The following is a 16615-nucleotide window of genomic DNA, read 5'->3' on the forward strand; positions in this document are numbered from 1 at the left end:
ATGCCCGGCGGCTGTTCAGCAGCGGCGGCTGGTGCGCGTCAGCCGCCGAAGTAGGCCTCGGCGACGAGCTGCTCGCCGGCCTCGCCGTCGAGCGATCTCGTGACGCGGCCCTGGTCGAGCAGCAGCACCTCGTCGCAGACGGCCTTCAGCAGGTAGGGGTTCTGCTCCATCAGGATCAGCGCGACGCCGGCCTCGCGGATCCCCACGAGCGCCTCGGCGACGCCGTCGATCGCGACCGGCGAGAGCCCCAGCGACGGCTCGTCGAGCACGATCACGCGCGGCTGCTGCACGAGCGCCCGCCCGATCGCCAGCCACTGCTGCTCGCCGCCGCTGAGCGAGCCGGCACGGTCGTGCGCCTTGCGCTCGAGGATCGGGAAGCGCTGCTCGACGTCGCGCAGCTGCTGCGCGGTCAGCTTCACCCCCGCGCCGTAGGCGGCGACCTCGAGGTTCTCGCGCACCGTCAGGTCGGCGAAGATCATCCGCCCCTCCGGCACGTGCGACAGCCGCGCGCGGACGCGGGCGCGGCTGCCCTTCCCGCTGACGTCGTCGCCGCCGAGCAGCACGGTGCCGTCCATCACGGGCAGCGCGCCCGTCAGCGTCTGCGCCAGGCAGGTCTTGCCGGCGCCGTTGCGGCCGATCACGCCGAGCGCGCCGCCGGCGCCGACCTCCAGGTCGATGCCGTGCAGCACGGGCACGCCGCGGCGGTAGCCCGCGTGCAGGTTGACAGCGCACAGCATCAGCCCACCTCCTCCCTGTCCTTGATCTCGACGTTCTCGCCGAGGTACGCGACGCGCACCTGCTCGTCGCGGACGACCTCCTCGGCCGGCCCGGACGCGAGCCGCTGGCCGGCCGCGAGGACGAGCAGCTCGGGGCAGAGCGCGGTCACGAGCGGGACGTCGTGCTCGACGAGGCAGAGCGCGGTCTGCGGGTGCTCGCGGTAGTACGCCTCGATCGCCGCGATCAGCTCGGCGCGCTCCTCGCGGCTGAGCCCCGCGGCCGGCTCGTCGAGCAGCAGCACGACCGGCTCGACCGCCGCCGCGCGCGCGACCTCGGCCATCTTGCGGACGCCGTAGGGCACCTCGTCGGGCAGCCCCTCCGCGTACGCGGCGCAGCCGAACAGCTCCAGCGCCTCGCCGACGCGCACCGTCTCGTCCGCGGCCGAGCGGCCGTGGACGCGCCGGCCGAGCGCGGCGCCGAGGCGGACGTTCTCCGCGATCGTGAGGCTCGCGGCGAGCTGCGGGTGCTGGAAGGTGCGCACGATCCCGAGCCGCGCACGGGCGCCCGGTCCGAGCCGGTCGATCTGCCGGCCCTGGAAGCCGATCGCGCCGGAGGTGGCGCGGTAGACGCCGCTCAGGACGTTCAGCAGCGTCGTCTTGCCGGAGCCGTTGGGGCCGATCAGGCCCAGGCGCCGGCCCGGTTGCAGCGTGACGTCGACCTCTCGCAGCGCGTGCACGCCGCCGAAGCGCATGCCGACGCCGCTTCCGTTCAGCAGTTCCGCGCTCATCGTTCCTTCCTCCGCATCAGCGGGGCGATCGTCGCTCGTTCGAGCAGCTGCCCGAGGCCGCCGCTGCCGGCCAGCAGCGCCGCCAGCAGCACGAGGCCGAAGACGATGCCGGTCGAGGAGGCCGGCACGACCGACTGGATGTTCGGCGGCAGCGTGCCGACGAGCAGGCCGCCGAGCCAGGCGCCGACGACGCTGCGCGAGCCGCCGACGAGACCGCCGGCCAGCAGCGAGATCGAGAGGAAGGTCGTGAAGACCGTCGGGTTGAGGAAGCCGACCGCGAGCGCGTAGAGCAGCCCCGCGATGCCGCCGAGCAGGGCGGCCCAGGCCCAGACGGCGATCTTCAGCAGCGACGGCCGCAGCCCGAAGCTGCGCGCCGCGTGCGGCGCCTCGCCGACGGTCAGCAGCCGGCTGCCGATCGTGCGGCTGAACATCCACGCGTTCGCCGCGGCGAGCACGACGAACAGCACGACGACGGCGATCAGCAGCTCCGTCGAGGAGCCGTCGATCAACGTGTTGCCGATGATCGGCGGGGTGATCGCCGTGCCGGCGTCGCCGCCCGTGATCGACGACAGCGCGAGCGCGAGGTCGGGGACCGCGTACGCCATCGCGAAGGTGGCCAGCGCGGTGAAGAGGCCGGAGAGGCGGACCGTCGGGATCGCGATCAGCAGCCCGAGCAGCGTGCTGACGACGATCACCGCCAGCACCACCGTCGCCAGGCCCCAGCCTCTGCTGAGTGTGTACGAGGCGGTGTAGGCGCCGATCGCCATGAACGCGCCGGCGGCGAGGTTGATCTCGCCGAGCGTCCCGGTGATCGCGTTGTTCCCGAGGATCGCGATCGCGTAGATCGTGCCGATGATCAGCGAGTACTTGAGCGGGTTGTCGCCCGTCATGCCGGCGAACAGCACGATCGCCGCGACGACGACGAGCAGGCCGACGCGGCCGGGCAGCAGGATGCCGCGCCCGGTGCGGACCGAGGCCGCAATCCGCTCGTTGCGCGGGGCGCGGCCGTTGGACGATGCGGGAGCTGCGCTTGCAGTGCTCATCGGGGCCTCCTAGACCCGCGCCATCGGTCGTCGCCCGAACAGTCCCTGCGGGCGCAGCAGCAGGACGGCGACGAGCATCAGGAACAGCGACGTCGTCACCAGGTCGGTGTTGATGTAGGCGGCGGTCAGGTTGGTCGCGATGCCGATCACCATGCCGGAGATGACCGCGCCCGCGATCGAGTCGAAGCCGCCGACGACGATCGCGGCGAAGCCGAAGACGACGATCGCGTTGACGCTCGTCGGCGTGAGCGAGTAGACCGGGGCGATGAACAGGCCGGTGACGCCGGCGAGCGCGCCGGAGACGATCCAGCTCATCCGCTTCAGCGAGACCGACGCGACGCCGAGCATCTCCGCCGCGCCCGGGTTGTCGTGGACCGCGCGCATCGCGATCCCGACGCGGGTGCGCTTGAAGCCGGTCGCCAGCGCCGCGACGATCACGCCGCAGACGAGGAACGAGATCACGTCGGCCCAGGTCAGCGAGACCGAGCCGATCGTCACCGCCGTCCCCTCGCCGGCCGAGGGGAAGGGCCGCGCCTCGCCGCCGATGAAGGCGTTCTCGAGGCCCTGGATGGTGATGCCGACGGCGATCGTCGCCATCGCCGCCGCCAAGATGCCGAATCGCTCCATCGGCACCACGACGAAGCGGCCGACCAACCCGCCCAGCGCGGCCCCGGCGATCACCACCGCGACCGCGACGATCAGGTACGGGGCGCCGCCCTGGTGCAGCCAGAAGCCCAGGTAGAGGGCGACGGCGGCGATGTCGCCCTGGGCGAAGCTGACGTAGCCCGAGACGCGGTAGATGACCACCAGGCCGACGCCGGCAAGGGCGTAGAGCAGCCCGCTGACGACGCCTGAGATCAAGCTCGTTTCCAAGAGATCCATGGTTCGTGCCTCCTCAGCGGGCCGCCGCGATCAGCCCTCGTCCGTCGGGGCGTCCGGCAGGGGCTGGAAGTCGGTCAGCGCCTCGAATCTGCCGCCTCTGATGCCGACGATCAGCGCATCGCCTCTGACCGCGTGGTTCTCCTTCGTCCACTCGAGGTTGGAGACGTAGTCGTCGGAGTAGGTCAGGCCGGGCATCGCCTCGACGATCTGCTCGCGCGAGGGCTTGCCGCCGCCGGCCTCCTGCACCGCGCGTCTGATGACCTCCAGGCAGGCGGTCGCCGTGACCCAGCCGAGCATCACGATGCTGTCGGTCGCGTCCGCTCTCTGGCCGGACGTTCTGAGCGCGTCGCGGAACGTCTGCGCTCTGTCGGAGTCGCCGAGCGGGAACGGCGAGGCGAAGATGACGTTGTCGTCGATCGTGCCGCCGCTGAGCTCGACCATGCCGCGGTTGAGCGCCGGCCACAGCACGCCCCACTCGGGCTTGTAGCCGACCTTCGCCGAAGCGCGGATGACGCTGGCGACGATCGGGGCGGTGTTGTTGAGGACGACGAAGTCGGCGCCGGAGTCCTTCAGCTTCGCGGCGGTCGCGCTCTGGTCGGGCGCCTGCCCGTTGAACTTCACCTCGGCGACGGGCTCCAGCCCCATCTGCTCCAGCTGCCACTTCGTGCCGGCGAGCGTCGGGTTGCCGACGGCGTCGTCGGTGTAGGCGATCGCGACCTTTCTCTTGCCCATCTCCTCAACGGCGTACTTCGTGATGCCGGCGGCCAGCGACGGGTAGGTCGGCAGCGGCAGGAAGGCGTTGTCGTCGGTCAGCTCCGACGAGCCGGCCGCGGCGACGAGCGCGATTCTGCGCGCCTTCAGGTACGGCATGATCGACACCGTCGTCGGCGAGCCGGCGACGCCGCACATCATCGAGACGTTGTCGCCCTCGACGAGCTGCCGCGCGACGCCGGGCGTGTTCGCCGGGTTGAGCTGGTCGTCCTTGACGACGAGCTTGACTCTGTTGCCGTCGATGCCGCCGGCTCTGTTGATCTCGTCGAGCTTGGCGTTCATGCCCTTGTACAGCTCGCCGAGCGACGAGGCAGGACCCGAGAGCGGGCCCGTCGCGCCGATGACGATCTCGCCCTTCTCGCCGCCTCCGCCCGAGCCGCCGGTCGACGCGCCGCTGTCGTCGCTCGACCCGCAGCCCGCCGTGACCAGCAGCGCGCCGGTCGCCAACGCTGCGAAGACGCCGCGCGTCCGCCGCGCGAGGATCCTTGAGTCCATCTCTCTCACTCCTCCGTCGCCGAGTGGGCCTCCGCCCACATGCCGCGACGACGTTCCCAGTGGCCCCCGCCTCGCCCAACCGGTGTTCGGGACTGACGGATGGCCTGGTTGGAAGGCGCGAGCCAGCCGCGCCCGCGCCCCGCGGGCGTCTCAGGCGGCGACGACGAGCGGCGCGAAGGCGGCGCGAACCGCCTCCGGCCACGGCGCTTTGCCGAGCTCGCGCGCGTCGACGCAGACGTGCCGCAGCGAGCATTCGGCGAGCAGCTCCTCGCTCCGGCGGATCGTGTGCCGCGTCGTCATCGACGAGCTGCTGAGCGCCACGACCTCGACCGTGATCGCGATCTCGTCGTCGAAGTGCGCCGGGCTGCGAAACCGCGCCGACGCCTCCGCGACGACGAACTCGAACCCCGCGGCGACGAACTCCTGGTACGGCCCCACCGTCGCCCGCCACAGCTCCGTGTGCGCGATGTCGAGCCAGGTGAAGTACTGCGCGTTGAACGCATGCCCCTGCATGTCGCACTCCGCGTAGCGGACTCTCAGCGTGTGGACGAACACGGTCGTCTGCGGGTCGTCGGCGGGCATGCGGAAGATGATGGCCGATGCAGTCGTCGCACGACGTTCACCAAAGCCTTGGCTTCACCGGCGTGCGCCACCCCGAGAACGAGAAAAGCCCCGCTTTCGCGAGGCTTTCCGTCCGATACGCGCCCGAGAGGATTCGAACCTCTGACCTTCGGTTCCGTAGACCGACGCTCTATCCAGCTGAGCTACGGGCGCTTGCGGGACGGGGAATGATAGCCGGCCTGCTCGAAACGTGACGGCTGGCCTCCTGGGGCCGCACGCGGCGGCCCCAGGAGGTCTGCAGGTCAGCCTATGCGCAGGTGGACTGGTTGATCGCGACCCGATCGATGTAGCCGCTCGCCTGGCCGTTGCCGTGACCGTAGTAGGTCGTCGTCGTGCCATACGCGGCGATGTAGAAGTTCTGCGGCCAGCTCAGCCAGTAGTCGACGCCACCGGGCACGAGGACTCTCCAGGATTGCCCGCCGTGGACCTGACAGGTCTCGCCCGGCGAGGCCGCGAACGCGCATATCGATGCTCCTCCGTCAAGTTGATCGGTGAGCGCTGACGTGAGCTGGATGGTGCGGATCCGGCCGGCCGCGAGCGCGCGGGCCGGCCGGATCCGCGTACCTCACCAGGTCCAGGCGCCGTGCTGGGTCGTGCAGGCCGGGTTGCCGGCGGCTGCGGCGGTGCAGCGGGTGGCCTTGCGGTAGCGGCGGTCGACGAGCGTCTGGGCGCGCTCGCGGGCGGCGTCGACGCGGTCGTCGTAGAGCGACTCGCGGGCGGCGGCGATCGTCATCCGGTCGAGGCCGACGCGGCGCGCCGGGAGCTTCGACTCGACGCGCAGCGCGACCGCGGCGTCGGCGCCGCTGCCGACGACCGCCGTGCCCGGCGCGGTCGCGGCCGCGAGCCGCCAGAGCGGGGCCGAGAGGTCGTCGGCGCCGACCGTGCGGACGCCGGCGGCGACGCCGGGCTCGACGCTGCCGAGCCGCTCCTCGACCGCCGCGCACGACTCGCCGGCGGCCAAGGCGTCGCGCGCGGCGACGGCGCCGGCGGGGTCAGCCGCGTAGACGAGGCAGAGCGTGCGCTCCTCCGGCGAGATCGTCGCGCCGCGCCAGTCGCGCTTCACGTACGCCCGCGCCTGCGCGGCCGTCGGGAACGCCGGCCGGCCGACGAGCCGCTCGCCGACGCGCTCGCTCAGCAGCGCCGACACGGTCACGTAGCGGCGCTCGGCCGCGAGGCCTCTGCCGCCGTCGGCGAAGCCGCGCGCCCTGCGCGTCACCGCCGCGCCGGACGGCACCGCGATCCGCAGCCGTCGCGCCTCGGCGCGCACCTGCGCGCCGGTGATCAGCGACTTCAGCGCCTCGGCAGCGGTCGTGCTCGACGGGCGACGGGCGTCGTCGCCGAGCAGGCGGCCCATCCGCCGCACCTGCGCGGCGGTGATCTTCGTCTCCCCCACGCGCGCGACGACCGTCGCGCCGCGGACCGCGCCGGCACGCTTGCGGGCCGCCGAGCCGACCGCGGAGGCGGCGGCCGTGGGAGCGGCGGAAGCCGTCGCCACCCGCGCGCCTCTGCCCGGGAATCTGTACTCCGCCGGGTTCAGCGCCGCATGCTGCACGCAGTACAGGCCGAGCAGCCCGCAGGCCTGCTCGGCGACGTTCTTCGCCATCACCGCGTGGCCCGCGATCGACGGGTGGATGCCGGTGTCGTTCGGGAAGACCCACTTCTCGCTGTTCCACGTCTGGTGCGCGGTCCAGTCGTCGAGCGCGGCGGTGTCGACGAAGGCGATGCGGCTGTCGCGCCCCTCGCCCGGCCACTGCGCGCGCGCCCACGAGCGGGTCGAGTCGACCGCGTCGCGGATCGCGTCGTTGAGCAGACCGGAGACGTACAGCGCCTGGTCGAACTGCGACATGCCGTTGTCGCCCTTGTGCGAGATGCAGGCGCTCGTGTTGTCGCCGGCCGGGCCGTCGCTGAAGCTCATCTGCTGCCAGGTGCCGAAGGTCGACGGGCACGCCAGGTGGTAGCCGAGCACGAGCACGCGATCGCCCTGCGACAGCAGCGTGCGATAGACCGAGGTGAGGTGCTCGGCCTGCTTGTTGACGGCCCAGTCCTCCTCGAAGCAGCGCTTCAGTCTCGCCTTCCCGGCCTCCTCGTAGCCCCAGAACCAGCCTCTGGCGCCGGTGCACTTGGCGTAGTCGCCGGTCGTGTCGGCGAACCAGCTCATCGGCCAGGCGAAGTCGAACGAGAGGAAGTCGGCCAGCAGCTTGTTGGCGCCGAGCGTCATCACGACGAGCGAGTCGTCGATCTTCTTCGTCTCCCCGCTGAAGCCGCCGGGCGTGCTGTTCTTGTTGGTCGGGTCGTTGGCGATCGGGGTCGGGTCCCAGTGCGCCGGGCGCGCGCCCGAGACGCCCCAGTTGCGGACCGTCGGCGGGTTCTGGAAGCCGGCCGCGCGCGAGGCTCTGCGCAGCCACGAGTCGAACTGCCCTGGGTAGGAGACGCCGGCGTTCGTCGCGCCCACCGCGCCCTCCTTCGTCCACGGCAGGCCCTTGCCGCGGTTGTTGGAGCAGGCGTTGTCCGGCAGCTTCGGGTACTCGGCCTCCTGGTTGCAGTCCTTCAGCGACAGCCACGAGTTCTGCACCGGCGTGTTGAGGCTGGTGCAGACGTCGCTGATGCCGCAGTAGCCGAAGGCGGCGGTGACCGAGTCGCCGATCGCGATCGCGTTCGGGCCGGGGAGCCAGCCTCTGATGTCGACCAGCACCCGCTGGCTGCCCTTGACGCTGTCGGACTCGAACTCGATCGCGACCGTCCGCTCTCTGTCGTCACGCGGCTTGAAGCGGACGAAGCGCGCCGTCGTCGACGACCATGAGTCGACGTCGCCGTCGGCCCACGCGAGCCGCGCGCGGATCGACGCGCCCTGCGGGAAGCAGGGGCGCGGGACCGGGATCGACGCCGCCTTGTTGCGCTCGATCGTCAGCCGCATCGCGGCGCCGCCGGCCCAGCCGGGCTGGTCGCAGGCGAACGGCGAGCTGGAGGCGGCGCTCGCCCCGGCCGCGCCCGCACCCGCCGCGACGCCGAACGCCGCGATCGTCGCGGCGCCGATCAGCGCCGTCATCGTCCGTGTTCTCACTGCTTCGTCCTCTCAGGCGCGCGCGGCGGTCAGCGCTCTGCGCGACTCGGCGGTGCGGTTGGGGTTCAGGTCCAGCTCGATCGCGATCGGCAGGCCGGCCGCGATCAGCGCCGCCTCCTGCTCGGGCGCGGCGTTCCAGCGCAGCTTGCGGCCGCCGTTCTCGACGACCAGCAGGCCGGGCTGCTCCAGCGCGCGGGCGACCGTCTCGCCCGCGTCCGGGATCCGCGCCAGGTCGGCGCTGACGTACGCCGCCGCCGGCAGGTTGCCGCCCGGCAGCGGGGTCGCTCGCGTGCGCGGCAGCTCGCCGTCGAAGGCGACGCCGTTGAACGTCAGCATGAACGCCTTCGCCGCTCTCGGCAGCCCCGCGCGGGCGGTCGCGACCAGCGGCAGCGTCACCGTCACCTCGTTGCGAGCCGGGTCGAGGATCGCCCCGGCCGGGATCGCGCCGCCCTTCGCGGGCGCGAACACGGTCCGTCTGACGGCGGCGCCGGCGCTCGCGCGCGTCTCGAACGCGATCCGCTCGGCGCGCGCGACGTGGACGCGATCGTCGGCACCGGCCTGCGGCGCCGTCTCGGTCGCCGGCGCCGGGCTGGAACGCCAGGCGTCGGAGCCCCAGCTGACCGGGATGCCGATGAACGAGCCCTCGAACTTGCCGTTGCCGGGGTTGAAGTTGACGTTGACGCCGTCAGCGCACTTCTTCCACCACAGCATCGAGACGCAGCCGCCGGCGCGCGCCGAGCCGTTGCGGACCCAGAAGTTGAGCCCGTTCAGCCCGACCCGCAGCGACGAGCGCAGCTCGCCCTGCATGTAGACGGAGGCGACGTAGACGCCGACCTCGCTGCGCGGGACGACGAAGTCGAAGTCCCACTGCTGCGGCAGCGACAGATTCAGCGTCTTGTCGTAGGAGAGCGGGCCGAGGCGCATCGCGCTGCACAGCCGCAGCATCAGCTCCTTGCCGCCTCTCTCCTCCGCCAGGCGCGAGATCGAGCAGTCGTTCGGGTTGCCGTCGAGCCGCACGCCGTCGGGCGCGTAGGCGAACAGCGCGCCGGCGCGCATCCCCAGCGGGCCGACCGTCGCGCTGTACTGGAACGCGCCCGCGGCGGTCTTGACCGAGCCGTCGCCGTAGGACAGCAGCAGGCCGGCCTCGGCGCCCATGATGCGCGTGCGCGCGTCGACCTGGGCGCTGCGCGCCGTCCACGAGCCCTTCTCCTTCGCGAACTCGAGCTTCGCGAGGACGGCGCCCTCGGCGAAGGTCGTGCCGGCGAAGCGCAGTCTGCCGCTGCCTCTCAGGGCCGCGCTGATCGCGTTGTCGTTGGCGTTGAAGCGGCCCTCGACGTCGATCGTCGACTCGCCCGCGTCGAGGCCGCCGGAGAAGGCGACGTCGATGTGGCGGTTGGCGCCGCCGGTGTCGATGTCGAGGTCGAGCGCGGTGCGGCGGAAGGAGACCGGGCCGGCGTCGAAGGCGCCGACGCGGACCGTTCCTCTGACCGCGAAGTCGGCCGTGCCGTGCTTGCGCATCGCGGCCGCGAAGGTGACCGGCGTCGGGCCGACCTGGCCGTCGAAGCCGAGCGCGAAGCCCGGGTCGATCTTGTAGCCGGGCTTGCCCGGCGCCGGGTTGCCGATCGTGCAGCCGGTCGGGGCGACGACGATCTGCGCCCAGTTGGCCGCCAGCGGCCCCAGCTTCAGGATCGGCTGCGGGTTGCCGGGGCCGCCGAGCACGGCCGGCAGCTGGCCGACCTCCAGCTCCAGGCAGGCGTTCGTCTGCGAGACGCTGAAGGCGACCTTCGCGGGCGTCCGCTTGGGCATCCCGAGCGAGTCGCTCCAGCCGTCGGGCAGCGTCGCGTCGGCGGCGATGCCGAAGCTCGTGTCGACGCCGACCGAGGCCGACACCAGCAGTCTGTGGACGTCGAGCCCCTGCTGGCCGAAGGCGTTCTCGACCGTGCCGTTCTTCAGCGCCGGGTCGCTGACGTCGACGCCGGCGCTGAGGCTGACGCTCGGCGCGCCCAGCTCGACGCCGGCCGCGACGAACAGCGGCGTGCGCGAGGCGGCGACGCCTCTGTCGGCGTTCGCCGGCGTCTCCAGCGCGCCCTTGGCGGCCATCTCCAGCCGCAGGCTCGTGCCGGCGCTGTAGTCGAACGACAGTTCGACGGCGGTGAGCCCCAGGCGCGTGTCCTCGGGCCGCTCGCCGATCAGGTTGACCGGTCTCGCGAAGCTGAACAGCGCCGCGCCGGAGAGGCCGTAGCCGCCGTCGCCGCGGGTCAGCGCGAGCGACAGGTCGGCCTTGCCGCCGAGGACTCTGCCGACGCCCTCCGGCAGGCGATCCTCCGGCAGGTTCAGCACGCCGGAGAGGCGCACGTCGCCGGCGCCCAGTCTGATCGTCTTGCCGGCGACGACGACGTCGGCCGCCTTCGAGGCGTAGGCGAAGCGGACCTGGTCGACGAGCGGCGCTCTGCCCTCGCCGGCCGGCAGGCCGTCGGGCGTGAAGCTGCCGAACGAGCCGGTGATGCAGTAGCCGGAGCGGGCGAACTCGCCGTCGGCCGTGAACGGCTCGCCGAGCAGCCTGCCGCGGGCGCTGACGCCGAACGACAGCTCCTGGTCGGACTCCAGCGTGGCGGGCGCGTCCTCTGCAGGCGCGGGCGCGTCGTCGGCGGCGCTCTCGGCGGCGCCGGCCGGCTTGCACCACTGCGGGCCGTCGGTCGTCAGCGTGAGGCGGACGTCGGTCAGGCGCAGGTCGTCGGGGCCGAAGCCGGCGAGCTGCGCGCCGCCCTCGAATCTGACCGCGAAGGTCGACAGGTTGACGGCGGCGATGCCGTACCACGGCACGACCTGGCCGGCGACGTGCGCGTCGCCCGTCACCTCCATTGCGAGCCGCACCTGTCTGGTGCTGCAGCCGGTCTCCTCGCTCGTGCAGGCGTTCGTGATCGCGCCGCGCACGGTCACGTTCTTGAGCTGGTCCGACGGGCTCCAGCCGTGGACCGCGCCGACGACGCTGACCTGGAAGGTGTCGTGGTCGTCCTCGCCGGGGGCGCGCTCGAGGCTGCCCTCGACCTCGTCGAGCGTGACGCCGTCGCCGAGGCCGAACGGTCTCGTCTGCGCGATCGTCAGCTTCCACTGCGAGGTCGAGACGTACTCGCCTCTGGCGATCGCCTCGAAGTCGTCGCGCGAGGTGCTCACGCGCACGCCGGAGGAGACGGCGATGCCGTCGGCGTCCCAGCGCGCCGTCACGTCGCTGACGGAGACGTTCGAGGTCAGCGCCAGCTCGCCCTCAGCTCTCAGCGTCAGCGAGCCGGTCAGCGTGCCGTCGCCACCACTCGGGAAGTGGGCGGCTCTGGCGCGCGGGCCGCTGCCGACGCGGGCGCTGAACGCTCTGGCGTCGTCGGCGGGCGTCTCGTCGTCGCCGTCGGATCTGGCGTCGTCGCTGGCGGCGCTCGGGTCGGTCGTGAGCGTGCCGACGCCGGAGAGCGCGACCGTGCGGTCGTCGACGCCGTGCAGCACGACGAGGCGGTCGGCGGCGACGCTGACGCTGGTCGTGCCGTCGAGCGCGATGCTGCCGTCGAGCGTGACGCGGCCGTTCTCGCCGGCCGCCGCCTGCGCGACGGATCTGAGCGTGAAGCGCTGCTCGGCCGGAACGTAGGCGAGCGTGCTCTGGCCTCTCGGGAAGGTCCAGCCCTCCGGCAGCGGCAGCAGCTCGACGCCGTCGTCGAGCGCGATCTGCGCCCGCAGCGCGCCCCAGGCGCCTCTCGCGTCGAGCGGCGCGGCGAACGAGCCGGCGCTCGGGGGCGTGATCCTCAGCCGCGGCGGCAGGTCGCTCCACCAGCCGTCGGGCAGGTCGAGCCAGCCGGAGCTGAAGACGATCCCGTCGTCGCCGACGCTGCCGGCGACGTCCTCGAAGACGAGCCCGCCGAGGCGGACGGTCGCGGTCTGGAACTCGACGCGGGCGGCGTCGGACGTGCAGTCGTCGGCGGTGGTCGACGCGTGGCCGAGCGTGACGCGCGCGCCGTCGGCGGTGACGATCGGCGCGGCGTCGGTGCCGGCGCTCGTGTCGCCGCGCTGGGCGGCGCCCCAGAGCGTGCAGAAGGTGCCGCCGTCGGTCGGCGTGTCGACCGCACCGCTGCCGCCGAGCAGGCCGCGGCGGGCGAGGTTGCGGGCCGGCCGCAGCGGGCCGGCGACGTGGATCGTCGCGCGCTGACGGACGCGCTTGCCGGCGACGACGGCGCCCGCCTCGACGACGAACGTGCGCCGGCCGCGCGGGATCGTGAAGGTGATCTCGCGCTTGCTGACGCTGCTGCCGCGCAGCAGCGTGCGCGGGCCCTTGGCGACGCGCCAGCGGACGCGCGTCAGCTCGCCGCCCTGCGGGTCGACGTGCAGCTTCACGCGCTGGCCGACGCGCGGCCCGGCGAGCGCCGAGCCGCTGACGTGGAGGCCGCGGGTGAGCCGCTTTCTGGCGTTGTAGAGGCGGACCTTCGCCTCGCCGCGCTCGACCACTCTCAGCTTGCGCGCGGGCGCGGCGAGCTTCGCGGCGCGACGCGGCAGGACGGTGACGGTCGTGACCGCGCGCGTCTCACCGCGCCAGTCGCGCGCGACCAGCTCGAAGCGCAGTCTCGTCGCGTCGGCGACGGCCGGCACCTGCACCTGCGCGGTGACGACCGGCCCGGAGGCGCGGCCGCCGGTCGGCGTCTGCCACTGGACGCGGGGGCAGGCGTTCGCGGCGCTGCGGGCTCTGCCGCCTCTGCGCGTGCGGCCTCTGGCGTCAGCGCGGGTGCGGGCGGGCTCGCAGATCTGGCGCCAGCGGTAGTCGACCGGCAGCGCGCTGTCGTAGCGGCGCAGCTTCGCGCTCAGCACGAGCGGCGGCGCGTCGACGCCCGTGCCGGCGCCGAGCAGCTTCCGCTGGGTCGCCGCGAAGCTGATCGCGAGCGGCTGGCGGACACGGAAGCGCTCCGTCGCGGTCGCGGTGCGGGGGCGGGCGGCGGCTCTGCGGGCGGCGGCGGACGCGGCGGGCGTCGTCGCTCTCGCGGCCGGCTTGGCGGCGCCCTCGCGCCAGCTCGCGCTGACGCGGACGGCGGCGCTGCCGGCGCGCCTGGCGACGAGGCCGACGCGGATCGCGGCGTGGCGGCCGGCGCTCGTCGCGGCCGGCGCGGCGCAGCGGACGAGGCGGCCGCTGGGCGTGCAGCTCCAGCCGGGCGCGCGCACGCCGCCAAAGCGGTAGGCGGACGGGATCCGCACGACCACCCGCGCCGCGCGCACGCGCGTGGCGACGTCGGTCTGTCTGCTGAGCGAGATCGTCAGCGCGCCGCTGCCGCCCGCTCTCAGCGCGGTGTCGCCGACGACGCCGAGGCCGAGCGCGCCGAGCAGGTCGGCGCGGCGGCGCGGCTGGTCGACCGCGGTCGCGTCGGTCTCCTGCTCGCTGAAGGCGTAGTCGCGCGAGACGTCGCCGAGCGGCGCGTAGCCGGAGGCGGTCGTGCTCGCCGGCAGCGCGAGCGCGACCGGCGCCAGCGCCGACGGCACCGCGACCGGCGCGATCCCGGTCGGGGTCAGCGCGATGGCGGCGGGCGCGGCGGCGGCAGCGGACGCGCCGGGCGCGGCGGCAGCCGAGGCGGCGGGCGCGGCTGCGGCGGCCGTCAGCGGCAGCAGCGCGGCGAGCGCGGCGGCGCGGCGGAGGCGGCCGCCCGACCGGGCAGGGCTGCGGCGGACGGCGGCGGACATGCGATCGATTCCCTTCGTCGACATCTGGTCTGACACCCTGCTCAGCGGACCAGGGCGGTCTCGTAGCGACGGCCGTCCGGGCCGGCGACCAACAGCTCGTAGTGGCGGCCGGCGCGCAGCGGCAGCGAGGCGCTGCGGCCGGCGCCGACGCGCAGGCGGCGGGTCGTGCCCGCGCCGGTGTCGCGCACGCGCGCGGTCAGCGCGCCGTCGAGCGCGTGCAGCTGCAGCCGCGCGGCACGCTTGGCCGGCGCCGTCACGGCGTGGAGGTCGCGCCCTCTTGCGGTGACGCTCAGCAGCGGCGGCGTCGCCGGCGTCAGCGGCGCCTTGCGGTGGGCGAAGGCGTCGCCGAGGCGGGTCATGCCGGCCGTCCGCACGAGCGCGGCGAAGCGGGTCAGCTCAGCCTCGCTGGCGGTCGCCAGCACGCTGCCGCCGGTCGCCTCGACCGCGTGCAGCACGCGCGCCGGAACCGACCGCGGCGCGTGGATCGCGAGCGAGACGCGCACGCCGTCGCGGCGCAGCGCCTGCAGCTGCTCCAGCACCGCCGGCACGTCGCCCAGCTCGTCGGCGATCAGCGCGACGCCCTGCTGCCCGCGCGGCGCGTCGCGCATGTCGAGCAGCCGCCGCGCGCTGCGCAGCGCCTCGGCCGTCGCGTCCGGGTCGTGGCCGCCGGCCGCGGCGCGCGCCAGCGGCGCCGACGCGGCGGCCGTCCGCGCGCCGAACGCCGGCGCGGGCGCCGCGCCCAGCGTCGAGGCGGCAGCGGCGGCGTCCTCGCGATGCGCGTCGGCATCCGGCGCCGGCTGGGCGTCGAGCTGCGACTGGGGGGAGTCGGGGTCGGCCTCGTCCTCCTCGTTGAGGGCGGCGCCCTCCTCGCTGCCGTGCGTGAAGTCCTCGTCCGCGCCGGGCGTGTAGCCGGGCGTCGCGGCGTCGGCGACCGGGGTGATCGTCGGGTCGTCCTCGGGGTCGCGGTCGCGCGCGATCTCGCGGCTGACGTCCGGGTCGGGCTCAGGATCGCCGGTCAGCGCGTCGTCTATGCGCGCGGCGCCCGGCCGCACGAACCGGTCGACGTCCTGCACGCCCGACGCGCGGTCGTAGGTGACGACCGCGACGCGCGCGGCGCGCGGCAGGCTCTTCAGCAGCCGCAGCCCGGCGCTGACCTCGGCGTCGTCGGAGACAGCCGCTGCACGCGCACCTCTCGCGGCGGCTCTTCTGTCCGCCCCGGTCGCGACCGCGACGACGACGTTCTGTCTGTCGCAGACCTCGGCGCGGTCGGTCGTCAGCACGCAGGCGAAGCGGGCGGCGTCGGCGGGACCGTACTCGTCGGTCAGCGCCTGGCGGAAGACGACCCACTGCCGTCTCGCCTCTCTGGCGGCCATGTCGACGGCGCGCTGCACGTTCGAGACGCCCTCGACGACGACCGCGCCGCGCGGCGTGCCGGGGTCGGTCACTCTGCCGCTTCTGATGTCGATCAGGCCCTTGTCCTTGTTGAGGCCGAGGTCCTTCGACGACTCGCCGTGGATCACGCGCTTGTCGCCGCACTTCTTCTTCGGGTAGCAGGAGCCGGTGAAGTTGCCGGGCTGCGTGCCGCGGTAGCCGACGCGCAGGTCGAGGAACGGCGCCAGGTCGCTGCGGCCGAGGCCGATCGGGTTCTGCACCGACAGCCGTCTGGCCGGATCGGCGTAGTCGGCCCAGTTGGTGTGCGAGTAGAAGTCCTCGGCCATGTGCAGCACGTAGCCGAACGGCTCGAGCACGTTGCACTTCGGCCGCAGGCCGCGGGTGCCGTTGTACGTGCAGGTGGTGCTGAAGATCCCGACGCCGGGGTTGGACGTGTCCGGCTTTCTGTTCTTCCACAGCGTTCTCGCCTGCGGCACCGCGCCCCAGGTCGGCGTCGCCGGCGGGAAGCTGCCGCCGCCGATCTCGCTCGTCCCGTAGAGCTTGTCTCTGCCCCACTGGATGCACTGGTAGAGACGTCTGTGCGCGTCGGTGTCGGACTGGCCGTATCTGCCTCTGATCCCGTGCAGCGTCTCGGCGACCCAGTCGCTGTTGTCGCAATGCCAGTAGTCGCGGTCTCTGTGCAGGTGGAGCGGGATGTTGTCGGCCGCGCCGACGGCGCCGAAGCTGCCGCGCTTGCCGGCGAGGTTGTCGAGCGAGACCGGCTGGAAGCACTCGGGTGCCTGCACGGTGCCGCCGCACTGCAGGCCGAGCCGTGTCACGCGCTCGTGCTCGCTGTGCTGGCCGAGGATCCCCCAGACGGTGCCGAACGCCTGCGCCGAGGAGGCCGGGACGGCGACGGCAGCGACGCCCACCAGCAGGCCGGCGACGATCCGGCCGGCGCGACCGAGCGCGCGACGAGGACGCGGCGAGCGCGCATGCGGCGAGGCCGGCCGGGGACGGCGGCGGGCGGCGGGTGACATCTCTGGTCCTTCGGTCGAACGGCCAACGGCAACGGCAAGGAGGACGGCGGCGGCCCCTGCGGTGACCCCCTCGCGGCCCGCAGGACAGCGGGCCCGTACTCCTCTGATCGGGATCTGGTGTTTG

At 73.6% G+C, this 16615-nt stretch carries 10 protein-coding genes and 1 tRNA gene; all 11 read right to left on the reverse strand.

What is annotated here, in order from left to right; translation table 11 throughout:
- Positions 1–38 precede the first annotated feature (38 nt).
- On the reverse strand, positions 39–737 hold the full coding sequence (locus Q7L73_RS18935; protein ID WP_304692819.1) for an ABC transporter ATP-binding protein: 699 nt from the start codon (positions 735–737) through the stop codon (positions 39–41).
- Positions 737–1504: an ABC transporter ATP-binding protein gene (locus tag Q7L73_RS18940; RefSeq protein ID WP_304692821.1), complete on the reverse strand. Its 768-nt coding sequence runs from the start codon at positions 1502–1504 to the stop codon at positions 737–739. Before Q7L73_RS18940 ends, Q7L73_RS18935 begins: the two co-directional genes overlap by 1 nt.
- Positions 1501–2547 (reverse strand): branched-chain amino acid ABC transporter permease, encoded by a 1047-nt coding sequence (locus tag Q7L73_RS18945; RefSeq protein WP_304692823.1) that lies wholly within the window; start codon positions 2545–2547, stop codon positions 1501–1503. The genes Q7L73_RS18940 and Q7L73_RS18945 overlap by 4 nt, the downstream gene beginning before the upstream one ends.
- A 9-nt stretch (positions 2548–2556) precedes the next feature.
- Positions 2557–3429, reverse strand: coding sequence for a branched-chain amino acid ABC transporter permease (locus tag Q7L73_RS18950; RefSeq protein ID WP_304692825.1), 873 nt, complete (start codon positions 3427–3429; stop codon positions 2557–2559).
- A gap of 30 nt (positions 3430–3459) precedes the next feature.
- Entirely contained in the window at positions 3460–4695 is a 1236-nt protein-coding gene (locus Q7L73_RS18955) for an ABC transporter substrate-binding protein (RefSeq protein ID WP_304692827.1), read from the reverse strand.
- 150 nt (positions 4696–4845) lie between these two features.
- Positions 4846–5277: a thioesterase family protein gene (locus Q7L73_RS18960; protein WP_304692829.1), complete on the reverse strand. Its 432-nt coding sequence runs from the start codon at positions 5275–5277 to the stop codon at positions 4846–4848.
- Positions 5278–5395: 118 nt separating this feature from the next.
- Positions 5396–5469: transfer RNA gene (locus tag Q7L73_RS18965), tRNA-Arg, on the reverse strand.
- A gap of 94 nt (positions 5470–5563) precedes the next feature.
- Positions 5564–5713, reverse strand: a complete 150-nt coding sequence (locus Q7L73_RS18970) for a hypothetical protein (protein ID WP_304692831.1) — start codon at positions 5711–5713, stop codon at positions 5564–5566.
- A 168-nt stretch (positions 5714–5881) separates the two neighbouring features.
- Positions 5882–8377, reverse strand: a complete 2496-nt coding sequence (locus tag Q7L73_RS18975) for a hypothetical protein (RefSeq protein ID WP_304692833.1) — start codon at positions 8375–8377, stop codon at positions 5882–5884.
- Between the two features lie 12 nt (positions 8378–8389).
- On the reverse strand, positions 8390–14104 hold the full coding sequence (locus tag Q7L73_RS18980) for a hypothetical protein (protein WP_304715605.1): 5715 nt from the start codon (positions 14102–14104) through the stop codon (positions 8390–8392).
- A 17-nt stretch (positions 14105–14121) separates the two neighbouring features.
- A complete protein-coding gene (locus Q7L73_RS18985; protein WP_304715606.1) occupies positions 14122–16491 on the reverse strand; it encodes a hypothetical protein in 2370 nt (789 codons plus the stop codon).
- Between the last annotated feature and the right edge of the window lie 124 nt (positions 16492–16615).

The sequence above is a fragment of the Conexibacter sp. CPCC 205762 genome, from assembly GCF_030646155.1.
Lineage (GTDB): Bacteria > Actinomycetota > Thermoleophilia > Solirubrobacterales > Solirubrobacteraceae > Conexibacter.

Excerpts from the sequence above, each read along its gene's own strand:
- Q7L73_RS18935 (WP_304692819.1), bottom strand. The coding sequence starts at position 737 with ATGCTGTGCGCTGTCAACCTGCACGCGGGCTACCGCCGCGGCGTGCCC.
- Q7L73_RS18940 (WP_304692821.1), bottom strand. The coding sequence starts at position 1,504 with ATGAGCGCGGAACTGCTGAACGGAAGCGGCGTCGGCATGCGCTTCGGC.
- Q7L73_RS18945 (WP_304692823.1), bottom strand. The coding sequence starts at position 2,547 with ATGAGCACTGCAAGCGCAGCTCCCGCATCGTCCAACGGCCGCGCCCCG.
- Q7L73_RS18950 (WP_304692825.1), bottom strand. The coding sequence starts at position 3,429 with ATGGATCTCTTGGAAACGAGCTTGATCTCAGGCGTCGTCAGCGGGCTG.
- Q7L73_RS18955 (WP_304692827.1), bottom strand. The coding sequence starts at position 4,695 with ATGGACTCAAGGATCCTCGCGCGGCGGACGCGCGGCGTCTTCGCAGCG.
- Q7L73_RS18960 (WP_304692829.1), bottom strand. The coding sequence starts at position 5,277 with ATGCCCGCCGACGACCCGCAGACGACCGTGTTCGTCCACACGCTGAGA.
- Q7L73_RS18980 (WP_304715605.1), bottom strand. The coding sequence starts at position 14,104 with ATGTCGACGAAGGGAATCGATCGCATGTCCGCCGCCGTCCGCCGCAGC.
- Q7L73_RS18985 (WP_304715606.1), bottom strand. The coding sequence starts at position 16,491 with ATGTCACCCGCCGCCCGCCGCCGTCCCCGGCCGGCCTCGCCGCATGCG.